This is a genomic window from Prevotella sp. HUN102 (assembly GCF_000688375.1).
In the GTDB taxonomy this organism is placed as follows: domain Bacteria; phylum Bacteroidota; class Bacteroidia; order Bacteroidales; family Bacteroidaceae; genus Prevotella.
In genome coordinates this window covers 1,774,833-1,794,965 of record NZ_JIAF01000004.1, presented here as the reverse complement: position 1 = coordinate 1,794,965, position 20,133 = coordinate 1,774,833, and the positions used below count along the sequence as shown (strand labels likewise).

Below are 20,133 nucleotides of genomic sequence, written 5' to 3'. Positions count from 1 at the left end.
GGTCATTGTATTTTATTTATTTACTTTGAAGGCATCATTAAGTTCCATCACGCCGGAATAGCTGATGCCCTCCTTTCCACTGGGCATTACGTTCAGATAGACGGTGGCATCGTTGAAAACTTCGAGCACGATGTGATAGCTCTCTATTTCCGAACGAGCCTTCATAATGATACGTATTCCATTCTTGATGGGTTCTTCCTCGTAGGATTGCAATTTCGTAATGATGTTCAAGCCCAATCCTCTGCCATAAGGAACCTGATATACACGGCCGAAATACGGAAGGAACAACCCCACGGAGTCGCCGCTCACTTCCATTCCCCAATCGTCTCGAAGATCGTGCGACGGACCTCGTATCGGATAAACACGATTCACGAAAATTCTGTATCGGCGTTCAGCAAGATGTCCTTGCACGGCTTTCTTCTTCAAGTGCATAACCTGTTCTTTCGGAACAGGATTGCCGTTTGAATCATAATAGACAGTTGCACAGCCGACGAGCAACATCGCCCCGAGCAGCAACATCATTATCTTCTTCATAAAAACCTCCTTTTCGTGTTAATTATTGAAAATTGTAGGGTATTTCTGCAAGCAACGGATTCGGATTCCTGTTATTGCTCTATCTTTTCCACCTTCGACGCATCCATCTTCTCCACAGTCGGAGCACTTGGCTTCGGGTCAATCGCAGGAATTGGGTCGGTGGCAGGAGCAGGAGCAGGCGGCAACTGCACTTCAGGCATTTCTATTTCTCTACTAGTCTTGCCTTCGTTCTTGTCCTCCTTTCGCTCGTCACCTTTCCTGTCTTCTTCTTTTTTCACGGCAGCAGTATCTTTGCTGACCACCGGTTTGGCATTCGGCCACAAATAGTCGCCGATGATATCCAACGTATCGAGGGCTGCCTTACGCATTTCTTCCTCTTCTTTAATCTCCGAAGCAACCTCAGCATCCTCGGCAACAATCATATTATAGATAATTCCCAATACGAAGAGAACTGCCATACCACACAGAATCTTGAATGTCAAGCTGTGTCTGAATCCTCGCTTTTTGTTACTTTTTGCCATATTCTGTCTGTTTCCTTAATCTAAAAAACCACAATAGATAGTCTCACCGTTAAAGCACGAATGATTCTATCTATTGCAAAGGTAGAAATTAAATCGGAGAAAATCAGGAATTAATCACTAAAACTTTCTCAAACGCTATTCTTTAATTCTGATGAAAGCATTGGCAAGAATGGCGGTAAGACCTCCCATAGTGATTCCACTCGAAAAGATATTCTTTATCACATCGGGCATCTGACCGAGAATGTTCGGCACCAGTTCCACGCTGAGTCCCATTGCGAAGCTGATGGCCATTACCAAGACGGCCTTACGGTTGATGGTGGTTGCGGCGATGATTCTGATACCGGCAGCAGCCACCGTACCGAACATCAGCAGCGTTGCACCACCGAGCACGCAGTCGGGAATCAATGAGAAAAGCTGCCCCACCACCGGAAACAGTCCGAGCAGCACCAAGGCAGCCGCAATGAAATAGCCAACATAACGGCTTGCCACGCCCGTTAATTGAATCATACCGTTGTTCTGCGCAAAGATTGAGTTCGGGAAACTATTGAAAACGGCTGCCAGAAACGAATTGAAACCGTCGGCAAGAATACCTCCCTGTGCGCGTTTCATAAACACCGGACCTTCAACTGGTTCGTCGGAAATCAGCGAATTGGCAGTAATGTCGCCATAGGCCTCAACAGCCGTAACCAAGTAAATCAACCCCAAGCCAATGATTGAACCCACATCGAAACGCAAACCATACTTGAACGGTTGAGGAATGTTCAACGCACCTGCGCCATTCAGTTTAGAGAAATCTATCATTCCGAGGAAATAAGCCGCCACGCAGCCGATAACCAATCCCAAGACGATGGATGCCATTCGGAAGAAACGGTTGTTGGAACGGTTGAAGAAAATGATGCTTACCAAAACAAGCAACGCCAGTCCAAGGTTCTGCATCGATCCGAAAGTGCCTGCTTCCATTGCCGCGTTGCCTCCGCCACACGAATTGATACCGGCCTTGATAAGGCACATACCGATGAGCGACACCACTATACCCGATACCAACGGCGTGATAATCCTGCGCATATAAGGCAGGATTCGGCTCACAAACATCTCAACCACCGATGCCAGCAGACAAGCACCGAAGATATAGCTCAGCCCCATCTCCACATTCATTTTTCCGTTCGCCATTCCCAGCATACCGGCACCGATAATCGGACTGATGAAAGAGAAGGAGGTGCCCTGAATACAGAGCAGTCCTGCACCCACAGGACCGAGCTTGTAGCACTGAATGAAAGTGGCAATACCCGAAACGAACAATGACATTGATACCAGAAAACCTGTGGTTTCGATATCGAACTGCAAGGCAGAGCTGATAATCAACGGAGGAGTGATAATGGCAACAAAGATAGCCAGCAGATGCTGAAGCGCGGCAAACAAACTTTCGCGCAATGGTGGACGGTCGTTCAGACCATAGATGAGTTCTTTAGATTTTTCCATAATATGATAAAATAGATGACGAGTAAATTTATAGATAAGAAAACTAAGGGCATCAGGAACGAGATAACCGGAAGACAAAACGACAGACAAACCACAAAAGAAACGAGCAGGTAAGCAGGCTTTAATACGGGTATGAAAGTCGTTTCTTGTAACTTACTTGTCAGCTCGCTTCCTTAGAAATCCGTTTACCGAAGCCCTATTGTCTTATCCGTATTTCACAATTGTCGAGCGATTCTATTATTGCCAGACTTTCACATCGCACGCCGGCCTCCTCAATCACTTTTCGACCATTCTGGAAAGCCTTCTCAATGATGAATCCTGTTCCCACAAGCTCTGCCCCGGCCTGTCTGCAAAGGTCTATGATTCCCTTTGCCGCATTGCCGTATGCGAGGAAGTCGTCCACAAAGAGCACTTTGTCGTCTTTCGTGAGGTATTCGCTGGAGATACAGACGTGGTATTCGCGCTGCTTGGTAAACGAAACAACCGTCGTAGACAGCATATCCACCATAGTAGACGGTTTCTTTTTCTTTGCGAAAACCACAGGCAGATCCAACAGGAATCCCATCATAATGGCAGGCGCAATACCACTTGCCTCCACCGTGATAATTTTGTTGATGTCCGTAGAAGCATAACGGCGAATCAGTTCCACGGCTACTTGTTTCATCAGATTAGGATCCATCTGATGGTTGATGAACTTGTCTACTTTCAATATTCCTCCCTCAAAGCACTTTCCTTCCTTGAGAATACGGTCAATCAGAGTTTTCATTGTACAATTATTTAATGTTGGTTATTTACTTCTATGATGGAAATAACAAAAGAACTCCCGAGCGTCCTCCTATTAATTAATTGCGTGCAAAAGTAGTAAAACTTTTTAAAACACACACTTCCTGCAACTATTTTCTTTTGACAAATATTAAGGATAGTAGAATAATTCAAAAAACGAATGTATAGTGATAAGATAAATACCCAGTTGTTTCTATTAATGTTCCGTGCGTTCCTTGAAAACTTTTCCGTCTTTGGTATCTGTAAGCTGATAATATTTATGGGAAATATCCTTGTATTCTTATTCAAAAAAAACAGAATACGCATTGCTGTCTTTCAATTATCCGACAAATGGCTTGCGTTTGTGCGATAAATACAATTCATTTGTGCGAAGATTGGAACGCATTCTTCGCACAAATGAATAACGTTTGTAATTTACTTATTTTCAAGTGTTTATAAAATCAAAACTATATTCATTATGATATGTATAATTATGCAGGTAAGTCTACGGCATCGTGATAACAACTTGAGTTTGGAATTAGGTCAGACTTCAGAGTCATAAGATTACAAGTCTGCAAAGGATATTAACGCCTGTTGATTTATTCAGCAGATGGATTTTTCGACTCCGAACTATCTTATTGGATAATAAGGCATTACCATCTAGCGGAGGGTGAATAGGTAACGATTTAGAAATGAGCGGAGTGCTTTGAGACACATTGTTTTGAATAGCCAAAGAACGCTCACTATTATCACTTGCAAAGGTACAGATTTGCGAGCGAAAGTGAGCGCTCTTTCGTGATTTTCTTCTTAGGGAAGGCAAATTTGTTTCCTACATCCTTCTTCCCCGTTTCTTTTTCTTGTCGGCTTCGTGGCGCAATCTTCGCTGAAAGGCGGTCTCCGCATAATCCTCTCCGTGGACTTGGAAGTCCAACACACCGCCAACTCCCGATGCAATCCCTTCAGCCACATCCACTACGCTTTCAACAAGACTTGGTTCAGGACTTGGTGCCGGCTGTAGCTTTTCTTCCTGTAAAGGGGCTTTCGGCTGATAAATCGGAACAGAAGACTGATAGGGAGCAGCATAGGATAATCCGAACTGCTTCAACAGAGAGTTATATCCAAACTCTCGTCCTATCTCCGAAGCCTTGAACGTCTGCCCCTCAAAAAGAAACTTCAGTCCATAGATTCCGCCTTTCTTGTTCTTCATCTGTTCAACGGTTACTCCTTGTCGTCTCAAATCATACCGAAAGGAAGCATAGCCATTCACTCCGCCATTCGTATATTTTCCTAACAATCCGTAAGCCATTGTACGTAGTCTCTCCTTGCTCGCCTCCCGTGTCTGATTGGCTCTCGGCTTTTGATACCGTTTCTCCACCCGTATCTCGTTGGCAATGGTTAGACCGTGCTTGCGACTTAATTCCTCTGCCACCCGTGCTGCCTTGTTGCTCACAAAGGTCGTATCATAAACCACCCCGTTCATACTCATCCGATTGGCAATGACATGAATGTGCAGATTGTCGGTATCCTTATGCGTAACGGCTACCACCTGATACTCCTGCAATTTCATTGCTTGGATAAACTCACAGGCTATTTCTCGGAGCTTCTTCCAATTCATTCCTGCTTCATCTTTCGGAGCGATACCGATTTCCATCCGCAGGAATTTGTTGCGACAACGGCTGTTGAACCGATTGACAAGGTTCATCTCTTCGTATATTCTCTCTGCCGTATCTCTGCAAAGGTTCTGGATTAAGAGCTTATTCTTGAGCTTCGTTTCTCGGAAGATATACTCCAATGCCGTCTTACCGTGTGCTATGGCTTTGCACTTCGCTATCATTGCGCTTCATATTTAGAACATCATATATCTCGTCCGTAATCCGATACCGAGGACTGTAAAATCGCTCGAAAGCGTGTAGTGAAATGCAAGAAAGGTTCTTGGCAATGGCAACCCAAGAGGGGTCTTTCGTCTTAATCAAGTTGGAAATGTGACTGAAGAAGTAGCTGACCCGTTGCAATACCCGAATGGCTTCCCGTTCGTGTTCTCCCAATTGGGGAACGGCAACAATCTCTCCGGTAAGCAATGCCTCCCGACAGAACTCGGAGAGTTTCTTGCCCGTCCGTTCCGCTCGCTTTTGTATCCTTGCTTTCTCCTCTTCGGAGCAGCGTACCCGAAGAAGGCAGGTCTTATTGGACTTCTTCTTCCTTTTCTCTTTATCTGTTTTGGGTTTCATATTAGTTTGTTCATTAAGGCATTCCGACCGATGAGAACGAAGTGATTACGGCTCTCCCCCTGAGCGTAGCGGTAAAGGGGGCAAGCGCAGTTTGTGGCTACAAACTGACGTCTTGCAATGTTACCGATGGAATACCCTCGCATATACTATGCTTGGCTTTCATCTCCTGTGTTTCTCATCTTCTGAGAATGCCGATTATTCATTTCCTTACCGATGGCTCGGAATGCCGTGATTAAAGTTTGCGCCAGCGTTCTATGTCCTCGCTATATTCCTCCAGATGTCGGAGAGCTATGCACTCCAAGAAACTGGAAACATTCGCTCCGTAATCACCCAAACGACGGACAACGAATTCTAAGCGTTCCCACGTGGTGCGACTAAGATAGGTTGCCTTTCGGTCGATGATTTTGTGGGGAACGAGAAAGGATTCCCGATAGCTATCCAAGCTCTCTTGTCGTTGCTTGTGGCTGATGCGTTTCGGACTGCTTGACGCCACTTGTTGCTTCTCCTGTTCGGAATGCTCGGCTTCCTTTACTTCAGTCAAAGGCTGGGAAGGCAATGTCTGCTCGGATGCTGAGGAATGCTGTGAGCTTTCAGATTGCTCTGCTTGTATTCTCTCTTGTTCCGCAGAGAGTGCTTTCGTGATATTTCTTGAAAGTATCTGAGAACTTTCACTGTTCAGATAGTGTGATATATCAATTCCTTCTTTCATAGCTTATCTTATTTTGTGTTTGACAATAACAGGCTTTTGCTGTTGTACTTCTTGTTGTTGCTTACATTGAGCAACGTGGTAGTCGTTGAGGTCTTTGTGTCGGGCATAGTGTCGGCTCATATCCTCCACGTTGATACCTGCCGATTGTAAAGAATGTAGGGCTTGTCGTCCAGCTTGGTCGTTATCGAAGAAAGCTTGAACGGAATCGATACCTTTCTCGTGGAGATAGGCAATGGCTCGTGGTAGATTGCTGACGGAGTTCAGAACGATGGAAGGCGAAATGCTTTCTTTCCCTTTCATTGTGAGATAGGAAAGGAAGTCCATAAAGCCCTCGAAGATGCAGAGAGGGGCGTTGTTCGCTTCTCCCGCAACTACGGATATATCCTTTGGTGCGATTGTTCCCTTGAATGTCTTGTCGTCTCGGAGTTCATACCCTCCTGCACAATTGGCAAAGCCGATGGCAGAGTATTCTCGTCCTCCCACTTCGTAGCGAATGTGACGGAGATAGGGACTTGCCACGGCAAGGTCTATCTTGCGTACTTCTCGGAGATAGTTTTGCAGATGCAGAGGCAATTCTTCACTAATGGAGAGAATACGCCTTGCATCATTTTGTCGCTGTTCATTTCTCTTCCGCTCCGTGTGTGCTTCACGATGAAAGGGAAAGGGGGCGAGGGTTGTCGCTTTGCCTTCGGCAAGATGTGCCATTGCTTCATAGGCACTACATCCACGCATCCGCATCACAAGGTCGATAATGCTTCCGCCTTGGCTCGTGCCATAGTCGTGCCACAGGTTTTGTCGAAAGTCCACTTTCAGGCTGGCGTTGGGGTCTTCTCGGTAAGGTGCGTGATAGAGGGCATAGCCGTTGTAACGCTTGGCAGGCTCAATACCGCAAGCGTGCAGGTAGTCGGCTATCGGTATCGCCTTGATGTGTTGTAGGTCGTAATATTCGTTGTTCATTGCTGTTATCGTTGGAATTGGATTGTTCGTATTCATTTGTTCGTTATTTCATTGTTCGCTCTGTTTTCTCTTTTTGGAATTTTCCCCTTTTTATCTTACTACCCTTCGACACTCGGATAAGTGATTGACAATGAAAGAGAAAAATGTAACACTTCATTCGGGTTTATCCTTCTACACCTCCTGTCTACACCTTTTCTCATTCATATTTATCGTAGAAGCGTAGAAAGATGGTAGTAAGCTGTGTCGCAAGATGGACACCTCCTGCAATCCTTTCTCTTTCACTGTATTGTCCTTAGTTGTAGTAACGTAGTAAGGAGAATAGGAAAGAAAAGAGAAAGGGGGATTGCAAAGGAGTGAGTAACAGCAGAGTGCTATGGCGGTTGCTCGGGGTAAATCTTACGGACGGCATAGACATACACGGGATTGCCGTTTATCCTGCGACACTCCCTCGTATAGCCTGCCTTTCGCAAGGCTTCGCCCATCCGCTTGGTGGAGAGGGGTTGTCGGGTGTAGCAGGAGAGATACCCCACTATCTCCGAATTGGTCATATAGAAGCGTTTCGTTGCCGTCTCCGCTTCCGTGGGAAAGGTGAAATAGCGGAGCAACAGTTCCATCTCTGTCGTATAGACTTGGAAGGCTTCGCTATTTCTATGCAACTCGGCAATCTCTTCATCATTGAACCAATAGCGAAACCCTTCATTCAATCGCGTCTTGGCTTCGCTGTAAACGGCATCCATTGGAATGCTCTTGGCTCGGTCTATCTCTATTGCCAATACTTCAAAGGGCAGGAAGCGTCTGCTTCCTGTCGGGTCGGTGAGGAAATCGTTGCCATTGACCGAGGCCACGAAACTTGCCAAGTGGGGGCGCTCCTCGATATGCTTCTCGTAAGGCATACGGTACTTCACCTGCGGACAGGTAATGAGGTTCTTCAGTTCATTCTCGTCCCGTTTGTTAAGGGCTTTGAGTTGGTCGTCAATGTTGATGATGAGGTTCTGCCCGATAAGGCTCAGCACGTCCTTCTCCTGTGGGTATATCTTTCCTGTATAGCGGTAGTCGGATAAAGCTGGGGGACAGAGCAGGTCAAGGAATGTGGTCTTGAATTTGCCCTGCTCGCCTGTCAGCACAAGGCAGGTATGGTTACGACACTGCTTGTCGTCCATCGCATTGGCGACCACTGCCACTAACCACTTGGTGAGGTATTCTTTCCATTTCTCGGGATGGGTTACGCTCACGCAGTCGGCAAGGGCGGTGATGGCTTCCGCATTTCCATTCGTCAGCGGTAAGGCTTGGAAATAGGCTTGCACGGGATTGATGCGTGGGGAGAAATCGCTTTCGATGATGCTGTACAGATTCTCGGGCGAGGTCTGTACATCGGCTTCCTTGTCCAACGCTCGTTTGAGGGTGTTGATACGGTAGCGGTCTATGGCTGTGTAATCGTCCATTCCTCGTGGACGATACTCCGCTCGATGCAACACGGTGTTGTATCGAAACTCGTAACGAGCCGAAAGGAACTCTTCTATTTGGGCGTTCTTGGAGGGGCTTTTCTTCTCTTCTTTTTTCATTGTTCGTACTTCTTCTGTTTGCTTGGTTTTGAACTTTCATCCGAAACGGGATGCTGAAACCAAGTTACAGAGGCGAACACAGAGTCCCAAGGGTTGTGTTTCTGTTGCTTCGAGGTACAGAGAAATGCTCCGAGAATGGAGGGGATAAACAGGGGAAATCGGGACGAAAACGCTCAAAAGGAGCGAACAGCGAGGAGAACGGCTCTAAAAGCAATTTCATCGGATTGCCAAAGCCTGCATCCTTTTTCCTTGGACGAGAGAAGGGCATCTGTTTTCGTTGGTAGGAGAGCCACTTCTATCCATATCGGAGCCACAAGTACGCACTTAGAGAGAAGTGGGTAAATTAGGCAATTCATACTTGTACATTTGCCTGCGACTTCCTTTTATTTCCCTTGATTTCATCGGGTCTTGGGACAAGGATTTCTCCTGCATACATTTGCACCAAAAAGAGAAAAAACAACAATTAAAACGATATTGATATGAGATTTACCGCCATCGACACCTCCGCTTGGGAGAAACTGAAAAAGAGCATCGAAGAGTTGGCTCTTTGTATGAGAGAGGAGTTCGGCACGAAGCCCGAAGTCCCCGACCTGTTGCACAACGGGGATGTGTGCCGAATACTGAACATCAGCAAACGAACGCTCCAGCACTATCGGGACACTTCCGTGCTGCCCTTTATCCAAATCGGGCATAAATGCTATTACAAACGTGAGGATGTGGAAGCACTCCTCAAAAAGTCGAACCGAAAAATACAATGACTATGGAACACGAAATCGTAAACAAAGAAACGCCCGAGATGAAACAACTCATCTCAGGCATCAGAGAAGTGAGTAAACGCCTTCGGGAGATTGCCCAAACGCACCGTCCACTGTTCGGAGGAGAAATCTATCTTACGGGGCGAGAAGTCTGCGAACGGCTTTTCGTCAGCCCTCGCACCTTGCAGGATTATCGGGACAAGGGCATTATCCCCTACACCCAAATCGCAGGAAAGATACTCTACAAGCTCTCCGACATCAACAGACTGCTACAGGAGAATTATCGGAGATAAAAGCATTTGCAAGAGGTATTTTATTTCCATTTAGCACTCATACAAAAAGAACTTTCTAAATGGTAATCCAAAAGATATCGAGCAATATTCAAATAGCAAAGATTTTTTGTACAAGGGTTTTCTGTTTGATTGGCTGATTTTCAGGTAACGAATTGACAATCGTTCTATTTGCTATGCCCTGACTTGTTTTGTATGCATAGAGAATTCTTCATTCAAGCGAATATAATTTGATGTTTTAGAGAATTCAAAACTTTCATCTTGTTGAAATCTGTGCAAAACATGTAAAAATACCCATTATTGAGTATTGTATTGAATGTAAAAAACGGCGACATTTGCAATGTTGTTACAAATTAAAAATTAAATCTTATGAAAGTACAATTTATCTGGGTGTTTCTTGCACTCTCCTTATTCCAACTTACATCTTGCACTCAAGATGCGGACGTTTTAATTTCTGAGAAAAAGGAATTTGTATCGGAGAACAACTTGGACGAACTCCTTGCCATATCATCCTCCCCACAGCGTTCCAAGGATGAGGCGTTAGCTATTGCAAGACAATTTTCGACGACAAGTACCCGTTCTAATTCCATGGCAAAATCTCAGTTCTCCAATGATTTCGAGATAGATGTTGTCTTAGCAGATAAAACGCCCAAGACTTACTCAACGAATTCTAACGAGATAGTAGCCGTAGATACGATGCTGTATGTGCTAAACCGAAAAGATAACAACGGTTTCTTTATCATTTCGGGCGACAAGCGACTGCCTGACCTGCTTGGTCATTCTCTTGAAGGTCATCTGGATAAAGACAATGTTGATGACAACTCTGGTTTTTCCGTCTTCTTGAGCCGTCTTCCTGCCTACTATCAATCTACGCTTGATGAATTTTATGCAAGGCTTGATTCTTTGGAAGCACTTGAACAAGCAACAGAGGATGATGAGCCTTTAACATATAGGAGAAGACGTCGTCCAAGACCAGCAAGATATAGATATGAATACTCTGATTGGAGTGAAGTATCAAAATCTCCAGTTCTTGTTCCTGTAACTTGGCGACAAAGACACCCATTCAACGATGAAGCTCCTCTTATTGATAACCAGCATGCATTGGCTGGCTGTGTCGCAACGGCAACGGCTCAACTACTCACCGCTTTCAAATATCCTTTGTCATATGAGGGGATAGCATTCGACTGGGACTTGTTGACAAAATATTCTAAATACTACAGTTATAGTGGAGAGGAATACAAGGTTTATTCAAAGCAGGTTGCCGCATTACTAAGAAAGATAGGTGACAAAATAGGAAATTCATGGGGATTAGAGGGGACTGGGGCAAGAACAGAACGGATTCCCGGACTTCTAAGAGAAATGGGATATCGACATACTCCCGGAATAACCTCTTATGACACAGATGGTATAATCTCCAGTATCGCCCAAAATAGACCAGCTATATTGGAAGGGTATTCTGAGCATCGAAAAAAAGGATGGTTTATCTTTAAAAGGGATGTATATAGTAGTGGACATGATTGGATTGTCGATGGCTTTTTAAGACAAGAGCGAACCGTGAAGAAGATTCTCAAAAAAACGAATGCTGTTGTTGAAACAAAAACAGAATCGAGAATATTATTGCATTGTAATTGGGGGTGGAATGGTTCATATAACGGTTACTTTAATCCTGGTGTCTTTGATTCCCATTCTCCTATGTTATCAGATCCTTATACCCGTTCCATTTCTTTGATAGAAAACAACAAAGAAGGATATTTTCAATATAAGATTAGAAATATTCTACACATTCACCCATAAAAAGCCCAAAATATGAGAAGGTTAATTTGTATTTTTTCCTGCATAGTAATAATACTTGGTATTTTATCTTGTTCAAAAGAAGAAAAAGAAATAATAACAGGATCGTTTAAAGTTAGATATTACTTGTCTTCTTATTTTGTACCTCAGAGCATACAGCTCTCTTCCCATTCAAGGAATGGAAGCAATGAAATCTACTTGGATAGCAAAGAAAAAACAACAAAAGCAAACAACCCGACAGAGTATCTAAAACTTTCAACGGAGTATGGGGAAACAGGAGAAAAAGAGTTCTGGACAACACAGCCTCCTTATTCCCAACCCTATGGTATTTCTCAAATGAAAGTTTTTCTTTTGAAACAAGGACAGAAAATCGATATTTCAGAATCTGCCATGATTGGATTTGTAGACTGCTCCAATGTTATATTGTCGAAGTATTCAGATATGAACGAAAAGATTGTTCGGAAGAGGATTTCCGAACTGTCAACTCATGATTTGAAATGGCTTCGTGAATATTTCTCCATAAGCCATACCATAAAAGAGGATGGAGACTATTATCTCGTCATCACATTGGAAAGCGGTAAAGAACTTTCTGTACAACTTAAATTCTAAACCAAAGTGGCGTTTGGCTTTAATACTCCTTGGCAATCCCTTAATTCCTTTGTCAAGGAGTATTATATTAGTTCCATATGAAAGGTATCCATATCTTATTATTGCTTTTATCTTTTTTCTGTAGTTGTAGCACCGAATCCGAATTTCCATTGGAGCGAGAGAACACAAAGGAGACTTTCTTCTTTGTCGTAGCAGCCAATGGTGATTTGCAGAAGGAAGGCGAAACGAAAGCAACCGCCATACTCCATTCACTGCCGAGAGGCAAAGAGCTTTTCGTATTGAAAGAAACCTCCATAGATGAGGGATGCGTGTTTCTTCACAGAACCTTGAACGGGACAGACACATTGGCAGTTACACACGAGAAACCGTTCAAGGAAAATCTTGAAAAGGCAGTCTCGTACATATCTTCCGTACACCCTACGAATGTCAGCCTTATTGTTTTCTCGCATGCGACGGGCTGGTATCCTCCCAAGCGGATAAAGAGCCGCTCTGCCATTGTGGACGACTATACGGAAATCTCGTTGCAGGAACTTCATGAGACTGTCGGTCGTCTCCGTTACAAAACCATAGTCTTTGAGTCTTGCAATATGGGAGGGATTGAATGCCTCTACCAATTCCATGATATATGCGACTTCATCATAGCATCGTCCACAGAACTCCTTTCCCCGGGCTTCTTGCCTTTGTACAGACAAGGAATAGGAAGCCTTGCAGACAGAGAGGGTGCATTGTCCTTTGCGCAACGATACGCAAGTCATGTAAAAAAATCCCCTGTTCCCTATAATTCCTGTGCAGTAGCAGTCTATCAAACCAGTCATACCCATGAGCTTTTTGATTTTTTCACGAAAATCGAGAACATTACAGGGTTAAGGACAGACATAGCCAACACCCAACAACTTCACAGATGCAAAGAGGAAGAAGTCTTCTATGACTTGGAATCTTACCTTGTCCACACGACACTCTCCGAAAAATCGAAGCAGGAACTGCATGAGATTTTGGAGAAAACAGTTATTTACAAGTACAATACAAATGATTTCCTGTCTTCGTATGAAGGATTCCAGATAAAAGAATATTGCGGACTGTCCGTCTTTGATTTCTTATCGCCATCACCATATCTGGCATCTTATAAAAAGACAGCATTTGGTAAGTTCCTTTTCGGCTCTTCAGAGGAATAAGGGGGCGTTTACTCCACCATATCCAAAAACGGGCTACATCCGTACCCTCTATTGTGGCTCTCGATAAGAACTTATTACCCACAATTGGTCTGTTGTGTGATTGTCTTTCATTTTTCACATGTCTGTACACATTAGTTCAATGCACTCTTTCAGTTCCACTATCTTTGTTTCTACCTTGATGCATGCAAGTTCCTGCTTGGTTTGCTCCACCTTCTCAATGAGAATGCACCGTGCCTCCGTCTCCCTTACCAAAGAGAGCCAATGTTCACCTGTGATACGGCTGTGGTAATATTCGTGCATGGAGAGATTCTTGGCGACCTTCTAACGCCTTTTTCAGCCCATACTTTCTTATCATAGTATCCTATCCATATCCCTTGAAATCTTTTGGTCGGTGATTTGAGCGTAGATTTGTGTGCTGGCAATGGACGAGTGTCCCATCATCTTGGCAATACTCTCTATTGGGACACCTGCCTCCAAAGTCAGTGTACCGAAGCTATGCCGGGCGACATGGTAGGTTAGCGGAGTACGAATACCACACGCCAACCCCATGGCTTTGAGATGGGTAAGTAATTTCCCCTTGCTTATCGTATCGGGGAATATCTTGTAATCCCCCTTGCTTTTCTCTTTCGTGTAAAGCGAAAGTATCTGCTCCGCTATCGGATGCAGGGGTATCAAACTCTCGACCTCCGTTTTCTGCCTTGCCTTGCGGATATACAGCTTCCCCTCGCTGTTCGTTTCGATTTGCGAAGCTCGCAGGCTCTGCAAGTCGGCAAATGACAAACCCGTAAAGACAGAGAAAAGAAACATTCTTCGGCTTAGTTCTGCTCCTTCGTCTTGCAAGGGAAATGCCAAGAGTTTTGCTACGTCGCCTTTACTCAGAAACCGAGGTTTGCGCTCCACGGCTTCATACTTCGCTTCTTCAAACGGATTGAAGCGTATTGTCCCCTGACTGACGGCTCTATACATCAATCGGCTCAGCCAACAGAGATGCTTGTTTATCGTGGCAGGAGCATAGCCCTCTTTCTTCAAATGAAACCGATAATCATCAAAGAAATCCATCGTAAGAGCTGTTAAAAGAATATCCTCTTCGCCACGACTTCGCACAAAAGCATCAAGCTGTTTATCGGAACTTCGATTGTTGCTATACGTTCCCTCGCTCTTGCTTTCTTGTTGGGCTTTGAGTTCTTTCGCACTAAGGGCAAGAAGTGTCATTGGAGTTCTCCCGATGCCTTGTAAGTAGTTCTTCAGAAGTTCGGCACTCACCGCTCCATATTTGTAGAGCAAGGTATTGTACCCCTGTTCGATTTCCTCCCGAAAGGCTTGCAGGCGTTGGTTTATCTTCTTGTCCGTTGTTTCCCCTCGCTTCACACTCCAATCGTTAGGAGCAACGTTTTCGCCTGTGGTTATCACCACGTTCGCTCCGTCAATGGTGATACGACAAAGGATTGCTGTTGTTCCGTCTGCTTTGGTCTTGTTCTTATTGATATAGAATAAGATTTTGAATGTACTACGCATAGGTCTTACAAGGTTAAGGTTAGGTTTTCAGTGAAAGAGAGAAATCGTCCGAACTCATCAAAGAGTTTCTTCGGGGTAACGTGGGCGTATCGCTCGGTCGTTTGGATGTTGTTGTGTCCCAACATTCGACTGACCGTTTCGATGGGAACACCTCGTTCCAAAGTAATCAAGGTCGCAAAGGTGTGGCGACCAACGTGTGCCGAAAGGGGAATGGAAAGACCTACCCGGAGTTGCAGGGCTTTGAGCTGAACGAGATAAGCCGAATAGGCAATGGGTGCAAAGAGCGTGGTTCGTTCGTCTGATTGATACCGCTCTATCAAACGCACCGCTTCAGGCAAGAGTTTCACACGGCAAAGGGTATCGGTCTTCTGTCTGCGGAATTTCAGCCACAAAGCTCCCCTATCGTCCGTAAAGAGATGTTCCCGATTCAGAGCGACCATATCGCAATAAGCTACACCCGTATAACAAGAAAATAGAAAGAGATTGCGAGCGGTTTCCAACTCTACCTCATACGGCTCAAAAGTCAGGTTCTGCAACTTATCCAATGAAGCTCTGTCCAAGGCACGAGGCAATTTCTTATTCCCCCGTTCCACCTTATTGTTCTCAAAAATAAGCCTATCGGCAAAGCCTTTACGATATGCCAAACGACAAGCCTTCTTCAAACAGATGGAGAGGGTATGGAAATAGCTTTGCGAAAGACCTAATTCGCCCTTGATATACTGCTCAAAGAGAAGAAGAAAATCCTCTGTGATTTGACTGAATGTTATATCATCTGTTCTGAATTGTCGGTGGACAAACTCCTCCAAGTGCCGACGAACCGAACGATAAATTCTCATTGATACAGGCTTTAGCTCAATCCCGACACGCATCTCTAGCTCTTCCAACATCAGGTCATAGCACGCCAAGAAGGTTGTTTGACTTTGCATACTTCCTTGAAACTGCTCCTTAATGTCTGTTGCCGTAAATACCGCACCTCGCTCGCAAAGAAGTCGATAAGCCGACTGTACCGAGAGAAGCAAGCGTTCCAACTTGCCATTCGTTGCCACCGCTTCACGGCTCTTGCCGTTCAGTCTGCTCTCACGAGCATTCCACAACTTCGGGTCGCACGAGAGTTTACAACTGAATTGGGCGATGGTTCGACCATAAGTTATACGCCCCATTATCGGAGCTTGCCCCGACTTGTCCAATCCGCTCTTTTTCAGGTAGAGCAACACCTTAAATTTGTCTGTTTGCATACGCTTCTGTTTTTATGGGCAAAGTTACCCGTTACCGAAGCGTTCTCAGCTATGCAAAACATTGTGTCACAATGCATCAGCACCATAATGAAAGAAAAGATAGTTACCGAACACTCTTCTGTCGGTTACCTTCTCCTACCTCCTCGTTACCACTCGGAAAATGGGCTAACGATTTGGTAACGGAACTTCTGCACAAATCCACATCTTCTGCACTTTTATCCTCTGTGTAAAACATAGAGAAACACTGCAAATCCATCTCATTTCCATTTACTTACCTTCAATACTCGCCCTAATGCCCTTTCCGCTGATAGTTGAGCGTGGACTTTCAATAAAAAGCTCGCCAACTTTTAGTAAAAAGTTCGCCAGCTTTTGGCAAAAAGTTCACCAACTTTCTGCATCCTTCATATTCTCTCCCATCAAAAGAGAAAAGAAAAACTTGAAAATAGAATAAAAATAAGGATAATTATATGTACTTTTGCACCCTGGAAACCCACTGCGCCTCAATGCTGAGCGTGCAGACGGGAAATTATTAACAAACAATTATTTATGTACAAACCAATTTTGAACAAGCGCAACGTGCTGAAGTTCACACACTTCTCCAACCGCAGCTATTCGCTCTTCGCCGTTCTCGGCAAGGAGGTTATTATTGGTGTACTGAGTGTCGCTACATTGCAGAATGCCACTGCCCACAACAGTTGCATCGAAGCAGAACTGACGAGCAGCGACTCTACAGCCATCAATAAGAACATAGCGTTGGGCGAAGTGAACGTAACGGGCACACGCGCACCGCTGACCACCAGTCAGCAAGCGAGAATGGTAACTGTACTGAGCCGCGAGGACATTCAGGCCGCGCCAGTACAAAGTGTTAATGATCTGTTGAAGTATGCCGTAGGCGTGGACATGCGCCAGAAAGGCCCTCTCGGAGCACTTACCGACGTGAGCATACGGGGAGGAAACTCTGAACAGATCACAGTATTGCTGAACGGAATCAACATCGGCGATGCACAAACAGGCCACAATGCCTTCGACTTCCCCGTAGACATCAGCGAGATTGAACGGATTGAAGTGTTGGAAGGTCCTGCCGGAAGAGTTTATGGTACGTCTTCATTATTAGGTGCCGTAAACATCGTTACTAAAACTCCACCACAAACTTCTCTTTCTGCCCACGTCGAAGGTGGTTCATACGGCTATCTGCGTGCCGGATCACGTGCCAATCTCGCACGGGGAAAATGGAACAATCAGCTATCAGGCTCTTATACACGCAGCGACGGCTACCTGCGCAACAAGGCAGGGAAACTGAATGCAGACTTCAAGACGGGCAAGGCATTCTATCAGGGCAACTACAACGACGAGCAGATTGCCGTGAACTGGCACGCAGGTATGAGCCTCAAGGACTTTGGTTCAAACACATTCTACGGAGCAAAGTACGACGACCAGTTTGAGCATACCTTCAAAACGTTCACAGCCGTTCAAGCCGAAAACAGGCAAGGACGTTTTCGCATCCGTCCGTCCATCTACTGGAACCGGAGTATGGACCGATTCGAGCTTTTCCGCGATGCACCGGAGAAGTATGCCTTCAACTATCATCGCACGGATGTGTACGGCGTTAATCTCAATGCTTACTTTGACTGGGAACTCGGTCGCACGGCTTTCGGTGCCGAGCTGCGCCACGAAGATCTCGTGAGCGGTAATCTCGGAGAGCCTCTCAATCGTCCTCGCCCCATTCACGGAACCGACAGAAACTACACAAACGGACTCAACCGTACCAACGTCCAGTTTGTTTTGGAGCACAACGTCATCCTTGGCCGCCTCACGCTCTCTGCCGGAATCATTGCCGTGAAGAACAGTCAGGCAGATATGAATATGCGTGTCTATCCGGGAATCGATGCAAGCTATCGTATTGGCAACGCGTGGAAAATGTATGCCTCCTATAACACCTCGCTCCGTATGCCGTCCATCACAGAACTCTTTTACTCCGTAGGGGGGCACAAGGCCGACAAGCATCTCCGTCCCGAGGAACTTTCGGCAATAGAAACAGGCGTGAAATACAACACCCGGTATGTAAATGGTAAGGCAAGCGTCTTCTACAATCATCACAGAAACCTCATCGACTGGATTTCCGATGGGACGCTGGATGAGAACGGAGCTATTCTCTGGAAGAGTGTGAACTTCGGAGAGATAAACACAATGGGCGTCGAGGCCTCGCTGGACTTTAATATCCTCAATATTCTTCCCTCGCAGCACATTCTCAAGAAGTTCGGACTTGCCTACTGCTACCTTAATCAGAGCGAACAGGAACACAAGAACATTGTGAGTAAGTATGCTTTGGAATATCTGAAGAACAAGTTCGTAGCCAATCTTCAGCTCAATATATGGAAGCAGCTCGACCTTGGTCTCAACTATCGTTTCCAACACCGTATGGGCAGCTACCTCGATACAGCCAACAATCGGCATACCTATGCCAGTTACGGCATTCTTGATGCCCGTCTCAGTTGGAACGAAGCGAAATGGAGTGCATACTTAGAGGGCAACAACATCCTTGACCGGAATTATGTGGACTACGGAAACGTTGCACAGCCCGGCATTTGGATGATTGCAGGCATAAAGATTGAACTGTAAATACAAATCTTTGGACGCTCTTGCCTGCGTTGGAAGATATTGTTTTCCAATGGAGCATAGACTCTAAAACATAAAAATCCCTGAATGCTCACGTGCATTCAGGGATTTTTATGTTATAAGAGAACGAGTAGACAAGTGGACAGGGAGATTTCTGCACAGCCATACCATTTCAGCATTGCATTTTCCTTATTCTTCTATATATCGAAGTGATATACTTGTAGACTCGTTCACTTGTCTACTTGTAAACTTATCCACTTCTATACTTGTTCTCTCATCCACTCATAAAAAGAAAAGCGACACGCCGATAACCGATATTACTGCACCGATGATTCCCTTCAGCGTAATCTTTTCGTGGAAGAAATAGTAGGCAGGCAGCAGAATCATTATCGGACTTGTAGCCATCAGCGTACTCGCAATGCCTGCGTCGGTGTATTGACCTGCCATCAGCGAGAAACTTACGCCGAGGAATGGTCCGGAGAACACGGCGATTATCAATGCCCACATACCTTTCTTATTGTGTATGCTTTGCGCCCAACGTTTGCTGTCGCCTTTCAGAACAAGCCAAACAGAATAGCAAGCCAATCCAGCAATGCAACGGATAAGGTTGGCACTGAACGATGTGTAACCCTCCATTCCTTTCCAAACTTCAGCCGATACGGCTGCCTGTACGTCAGCTCTGTAATGTTCCTGACCGATAAGGCTCAGCACATAACCCAAACCCTGTCCCAGTCCGGCACCGATTCCATACAACACGCCCTTCAATGGCAACTGCAATGACACCTTGTGCTTGCCCTCACCCTTGCTGAGCACCGAAATCCCTATACCCGACATTGTTACCGTCATCGCAATCAAGCTATTCAGGCTCATTACCTGCCCCATCATTGCCCAAGCTGAAATAGCCGTGAACATCGGAGCAAGCGTCATAAAGAGCTGACCATAGCGTGAACCTATCGTGAGGTAACTGTTGAACAAGCACCAATCGCCGAAGAAATAGCCGACCATACCCGACAGCAGCAGCCACATCCAACTCTCGAACTGTGCGTGAACCGGGAAAGCCTCGCCCGTAAACCACCACATCATTGCGAGTGAAAGCAGCAGCGCAAGTCCCATTCGCCATACATTCGTTACAACTACTCCCAACTGTTTACTTGCTACCTCGCAAGACATAGCCGCAATGGTCCACGAAAAAGCCACTCCAAGAGCTATCAGTTCACCTAAGTATTGCATTGTTATCTATCAATATTAAATTTAGTTTAAAACACTATAAAATAAATCGGGCACAAAGGTATTATAAAATCGGGACATATTTCACGGTTTCAAGAAAATAATAGTGCTCTGTTGCAGAAAAGGTATTGCACTAAAAAGGTTCAGACATTTCAGAACTGTATCTGCTTC

Annotated in this window: 20 protein-coding genes; 7 read left to right on the top strand and 13 right to left on the bottom strand. The window is 45.2% G+C overall.

Going from position 1 to position 20,133, the window contains the following annotated elements; genetic code table 11:
• Positions 1 to 12: 12 nt before the first annotated feature.
• The 6 genes from P150_RS0112975 to P150_RS0112945 all read right to left on the bottom strand — a co-directional run bounded on the left by P150_RS0112975 (position 13) and on the right by P150_RS0112945 (position 5,524).
• Complete coding sequence (locus P150_RS0112975) at positions 13 to 534, bottom strand: DUF4251 domain-containing protein (RefSeq protein WP_028898061.1); 522 nt, start codon at positions 532 to 534, stop codon at positions 13 to 15.
• Between the two features lie 71 nt (positions 535 to 605).
• Entirely contained in the window at positions 606 to 1,055 is a 450-nt protein-coding gene (locus P150_RS0112970; RefSeq protein WP_028898060.1) for a hypothetical protein, read from the bottom strand.
• Positions 1,056 to 1,190: 135 nt separating this feature from the next.
• Positions 1,191 to 2,534 (bottom strand): nucleobase:cation symporter-2 family protein, encoded by a 1,344-nt coding sequence (locus tag P150_RS0112965; protein WP_028898059.1) that lies wholly within the window; start codon positions 2,532 to 2,534, stop codon positions 1,191 to 1,193.
• A 196-nt stretch (positions 2,535 to 2,730) separates the two neighbouring features.
• A complete protein-coding gene (gene xpt / locus P150_RS0112960) occupies positions 2,731 to 3,300 on the bottom strand; it encodes a xanthine phosphoribosyltransferase (RefSeq protein WP_028898058.1) in 570 nt (189 codons plus the stop codon).
• Between the two features lie 825 nt (positions 3,301 to 4,125).
• Positions 4,126 to 5,130, bottom strand: a complete 1,005-nt coding sequence (locus P150_RS0112950) for a relaxase/mobilization nuclease domain-containing protein (RefSeq protein WP_028898056.1) — start codon at positions 5,128 to 5,130, stop codon at positions 4,126 to 4,128.
• Positions 5,096 to 5,524 (bottom strand): ribbon-helix-helix protein, CopG family, encoded by a 429-nt coding sequence (locus P150_RS0112945; protein ID WP_028896756.1) that lies wholly within the window; start codon positions 5,522 to 5,524, stop codon positions 5,096 to 5,098. The genes P150_RS0112950 and P150_RS0112945 overlap by 35 nt, the downstream gene beginning before the upstream one ends.
• Before the next feature lie 41 nt (positions 5,525 to 5,565).
• On the opposite strand from P150_RS0112945, the gene P150_RS17705 reads away from it, so the two are divergent.
• On the top strand, positions 5,566 to 5,760 hold the full coding sequence (locus tag P150_RS17705; RefSeq protein ID WP_155952947.1) for a hypothetical protein: 195 nt from the start codon (positions 5,566 to 5,568) through the stop codon (positions 5,758 to 5,760).
• On the opposite strand, the gene P150_RS0112940 is transcribed toward P150_RS17705, so the two are convergent.
• The 3 genes from P150_RS0112940 to P150_RS0112930 form a co-directional block, all read right to left on the bottom strand.
• Positions 5,757 to 6,233, bottom strand: coding sequence for a DUF3408 domain-containing protein (locus tag P150_RS0112940; protein ID WP_051617638.1), 477 nt, complete (start codon positions 6,231 to 6,233; stop codon positions 5,757 to 5,759). The genes P150_RS17705 and P150_RS0112940 overlap by 4 nt on opposite strands.
• Before the next feature lie 3 nt (positions 6,234 to 6,236).
• The gene (locus P150_RS0112935) at positions 6,237 to 7,190 is read right to left on the bottom strand and encodes a toprim domain-containing protein (protein ID WP_028898054.1); all 954 of its coding nucleotides are present in this window, start codon (positions 7,188 to 7,190) and stop codon (positions 6,237 to 6,239) included.
• 371 nt (positions 7,191 to 7,561) lie between these two features.
• Positions 7,562 to 8,752 (bottom strand): VapE domain-containing protein, encoded by a 1,191-nt coding sequence (locus P150_RS0112930; protein ID WP_028898053.1) that lies wholly within the window; start codon positions 8,750 to 8,752, stop codon positions 7,562 to 7,564.
• A gap of 479 nt (positions 8,753 to 9,231) precedes the next feature.
• Between P150_RS0112930 and P150_RS0112920 the strand changes: the two genes are divergently transcribed.
• The 5 genes from P150_RS0112920 (at position 9,232) to P150_RS0112900 (ending at position 13,369) form a co-directional block, all read left to right on the top strand.
• A complete protein-coding gene (locus P150_RS0112920) occupies positions 9,232 to 9,510 on the top strand; it encodes a helix-turn-helix domain-containing protein (protein ID WP_028898051.1) in 279 nt (92 codons plus the stop codon).
• 2 nt (positions 9,511 to 9,512) lie between these two features.
• Complete coding sequence (locus tag P150_RS0112915) at positions 9,513 to 9,800, top strand: helix-turn-helix domain-containing protein (RefSeq protein ID WP_028898050.1); 288 nt, start codon at positions 9,513 to 9,515, stop codon at positions 9,798 to 9,800.
• 366 nt (positions 9,801 to 10,166) lie between these two features.
• Positions 10,167 to 11,591 carry a C10 family peptidase gene (locus tag P150_RS0112910; RefSeq protein WP_028898049.1) on the top strand — a complete coding sequence of 475 codons (1,425 nt, stop codon included), beginning with the start codon at positions 10,167 to 10,169 and terminating at the stop codon, positions 11,589 to 11,591.
• Between the two features lie 12 nt (positions 11,592 to 11,603).
• On the top strand, positions 11,604 to 12,197 hold the full coding sequence (locus tag P150_RS0112905; protein ID WP_028898048.1) for a hypothetical protein: 594 nt from the start codon (positions 11,604 to 11,606) through the stop codon (positions 12,195 to 12,197).
• 149 nt (positions 12,198 to 12,346) lie between these two features.
• Complete coding sequence (locus P150_RS0112900; RefSeq protein WP_028898047.1) at positions 12,347 to 13,369, top strand: clostripain-related cysteine peptidase; 1,023 nt, start codon at positions 12,347 to 12,349, stop codon at positions 13,367 to 13,369.
• Positions 13,370 to 13,483: 114 nt separating this feature from the next.
• On the opposite strand, the gene P150_RS0112895 is transcribed toward P150_RS0112900, so the two are convergent.
• From P150_RS0112895 to P150_RS0112885, 3 genes are read right to left on the bottom strand one after another with little or no spacing between them, the layout of a single operon-like run.
• Positions 13,484 to 13,669, bottom strand: coding sequence for a hypothetical protein (locus P150_RS0112895; RefSeq protein WP_028898046.1), 186 nt, complete (start codon positions 13,667 to 13,669; stop codon positions 13,484 to 13,486).
• A 51-nt stretch (positions 13,670 to 13,720) separates the two neighbouring features.
• The gene (locus P150_RS0112890) at positions 13,721 to 14,884 is read right to left on the bottom strand and encodes a site-specific integrase (protein ID WP_028898045.1); all 1,164 of its coding nucleotides are present in this window, start codon (positions 14,882 to 14,884) and stop codon (positions 13,721 to 13,723) included.
• 5 nt (positions 14,885 to 14,889) lie between these two features.
• Positions 14,890 to 16,119: a site-specific integrase gene (locus P150_RS0112885; protein ID WP_028898044.1), complete on the bottom strand. Its 1,230-nt coding sequence runs from the start codon at positions 16,117 to 16,119 to the stop codon at positions 14,890 to 14,892.
• A 546-nt stretch (positions 16,120 to 16,665) separates the two neighbouring features.
• Here P150_RS0112885 and P150_RS0112875 point away from each other — a divergent pair.
• Positions 16,666 to 18,738 (top strand): TonB-dependent receptor, encoded by a 2,073-nt coding sequence (locus P150_RS0112875; protein WP_028898043.1) that lies wholly within the window; start codon positions 16,666 to 16,668, stop codon positions 18,736 to 18,738.
• 279 nt (positions 18,739 to 19,017) lie between these two features.
• Here P150_RS0112875 and P150_RS0112870 read toward each other — a convergent pair whose 3' ends face one another.
• Positions 19,018 to 19,965 (bottom strand): DMT family transporter, encoded by a 948-nt coding sequence (locus P150_RS0112870; protein WP_028898042.1) that lies wholly within the window; start codon positions 19,963 to 19,965, stop codon positions 19,018 to 19,020.
• Positions 19,966 to 20,133: the final 168 nt, after the last annotated feature.

Coding starts and splice junctions, on each gene's coding strand:
- P150_RS0112975 (WP_028898061.1), bottom strand. CDS start 534: ATGAAGAAGATAATGATGTTGCTGCTCGGGGCGATGTTGCTCGTCGGC.
- P150_RS0112970 (WP_028898060.1), bottom strand. CDS start 1,055: ATGGCAAAAAGTAACAAAAAGCGAGGATTCAGACACAGCTTGACATTC.
- P150_RS0112965 (WP_028898059.1), bottom strand. CDS start 2,534: ATGGAAAAATCTAAAGAACTCATCTATGGTCTGAACGACCGTCCACCA.
- xpt (WP_028898058.1), bottom strand. CDS start 3,300: ATGAAAACTCTGATTGACCGTATTCTCAAGGAAGGAAAGTGCTTTGAG.
- P150_RS0112950 (WP_028898056.1), bottom strand. CDS start 5,130: ATGATAGCGAAGTGCAAAGCCATAGCACACGGTAAGACGGCATTGGAG.
- P150_RS0112945 (WP_028896756.1), bottom strand. CDS start 5,524: ATGAAACCCAAAACAGATAAAGAGAAAAGGAAGAAGAAGTCCAATAAG.
- P150_RS0112940 (WP_051617638.1), bottom strand. CDS start 6,233: ATGAAAGAAGGAATTGATATATCACACTATCTGAACAGTGAAAGTTCT.
- P150_RS0112935 (WP_028898054.1), bottom strand. CDS start 7,190: ATGAACAACGAATATTACGACCTACAACACATCAAGGCGATACCGATA.
- P150_RS0112930 (WP_028898053.1), bottom strand. CDS start 8,752: ATGAAAAAAGAAGAGAAGAAAAGCCCCTCCAAGAACGCCCAAATAGAA.
- P150_RS0112920 (WP_028898051.1), top strand. CDS start 9,232: ATGAGATTTACCGCCATCGACACCTCCGCTTGGGAGAAACTGAAAAAG.
- P150_RS0112915 (WP_028898050.1), top strand. CDS start 9,513: ATGGAACACGAAATCGTAAACAAAGAAACGCCCGAGATGAAACAACTC.
- P150_RS0112910 (WP_028898049.1), top strand. CDS start 10,167: ATGAAAGTACAATTTATCTGGGTGTTTCTTGCACTCTCCTTATTCCAA.
- P150_RS0112905 (WP_028898048.1), top strand. CDS start 11,604: ATGAGAAGGTTAATTTGTATTTTTTCCTGCATAGTAATAATACTTGGT.
- P150_RS0112895 (WP_028898046.1), bottom strand. CDS start 13,669: ATGCACGAATATTACCACAGCCGTATCACAGGTGAACATTGGCTCTCT.
- P150_RS0112890 (WP_028898045.1), bottom strand. CDS start 14,884: ATGCGTAGTACATTCAAAATCTTATTCTATATCAATAAGAACAAGACC.
- P150_RS0112885 (WP_028898044.1), bottom strand. CDS start 16,119: ATGCAAACAGACAAATTTAAGGTGTTGCTCTACCTGAAAAAGAGCGGA.
- P150_RS0112875 (WP_028898043.1), top strand. CDS start 16,666: ATGTACAAACCAATTTTGAACAAGCGCAACGTGCTGAAGTTCACACAC.
- P150_RS0112870 (WP_028898042.1), bottom strand. CDS start 19,965: ATGCAATACTTAGGTGAACTGATAGCTCTTGGAGTGGCTTTTTCGTGG.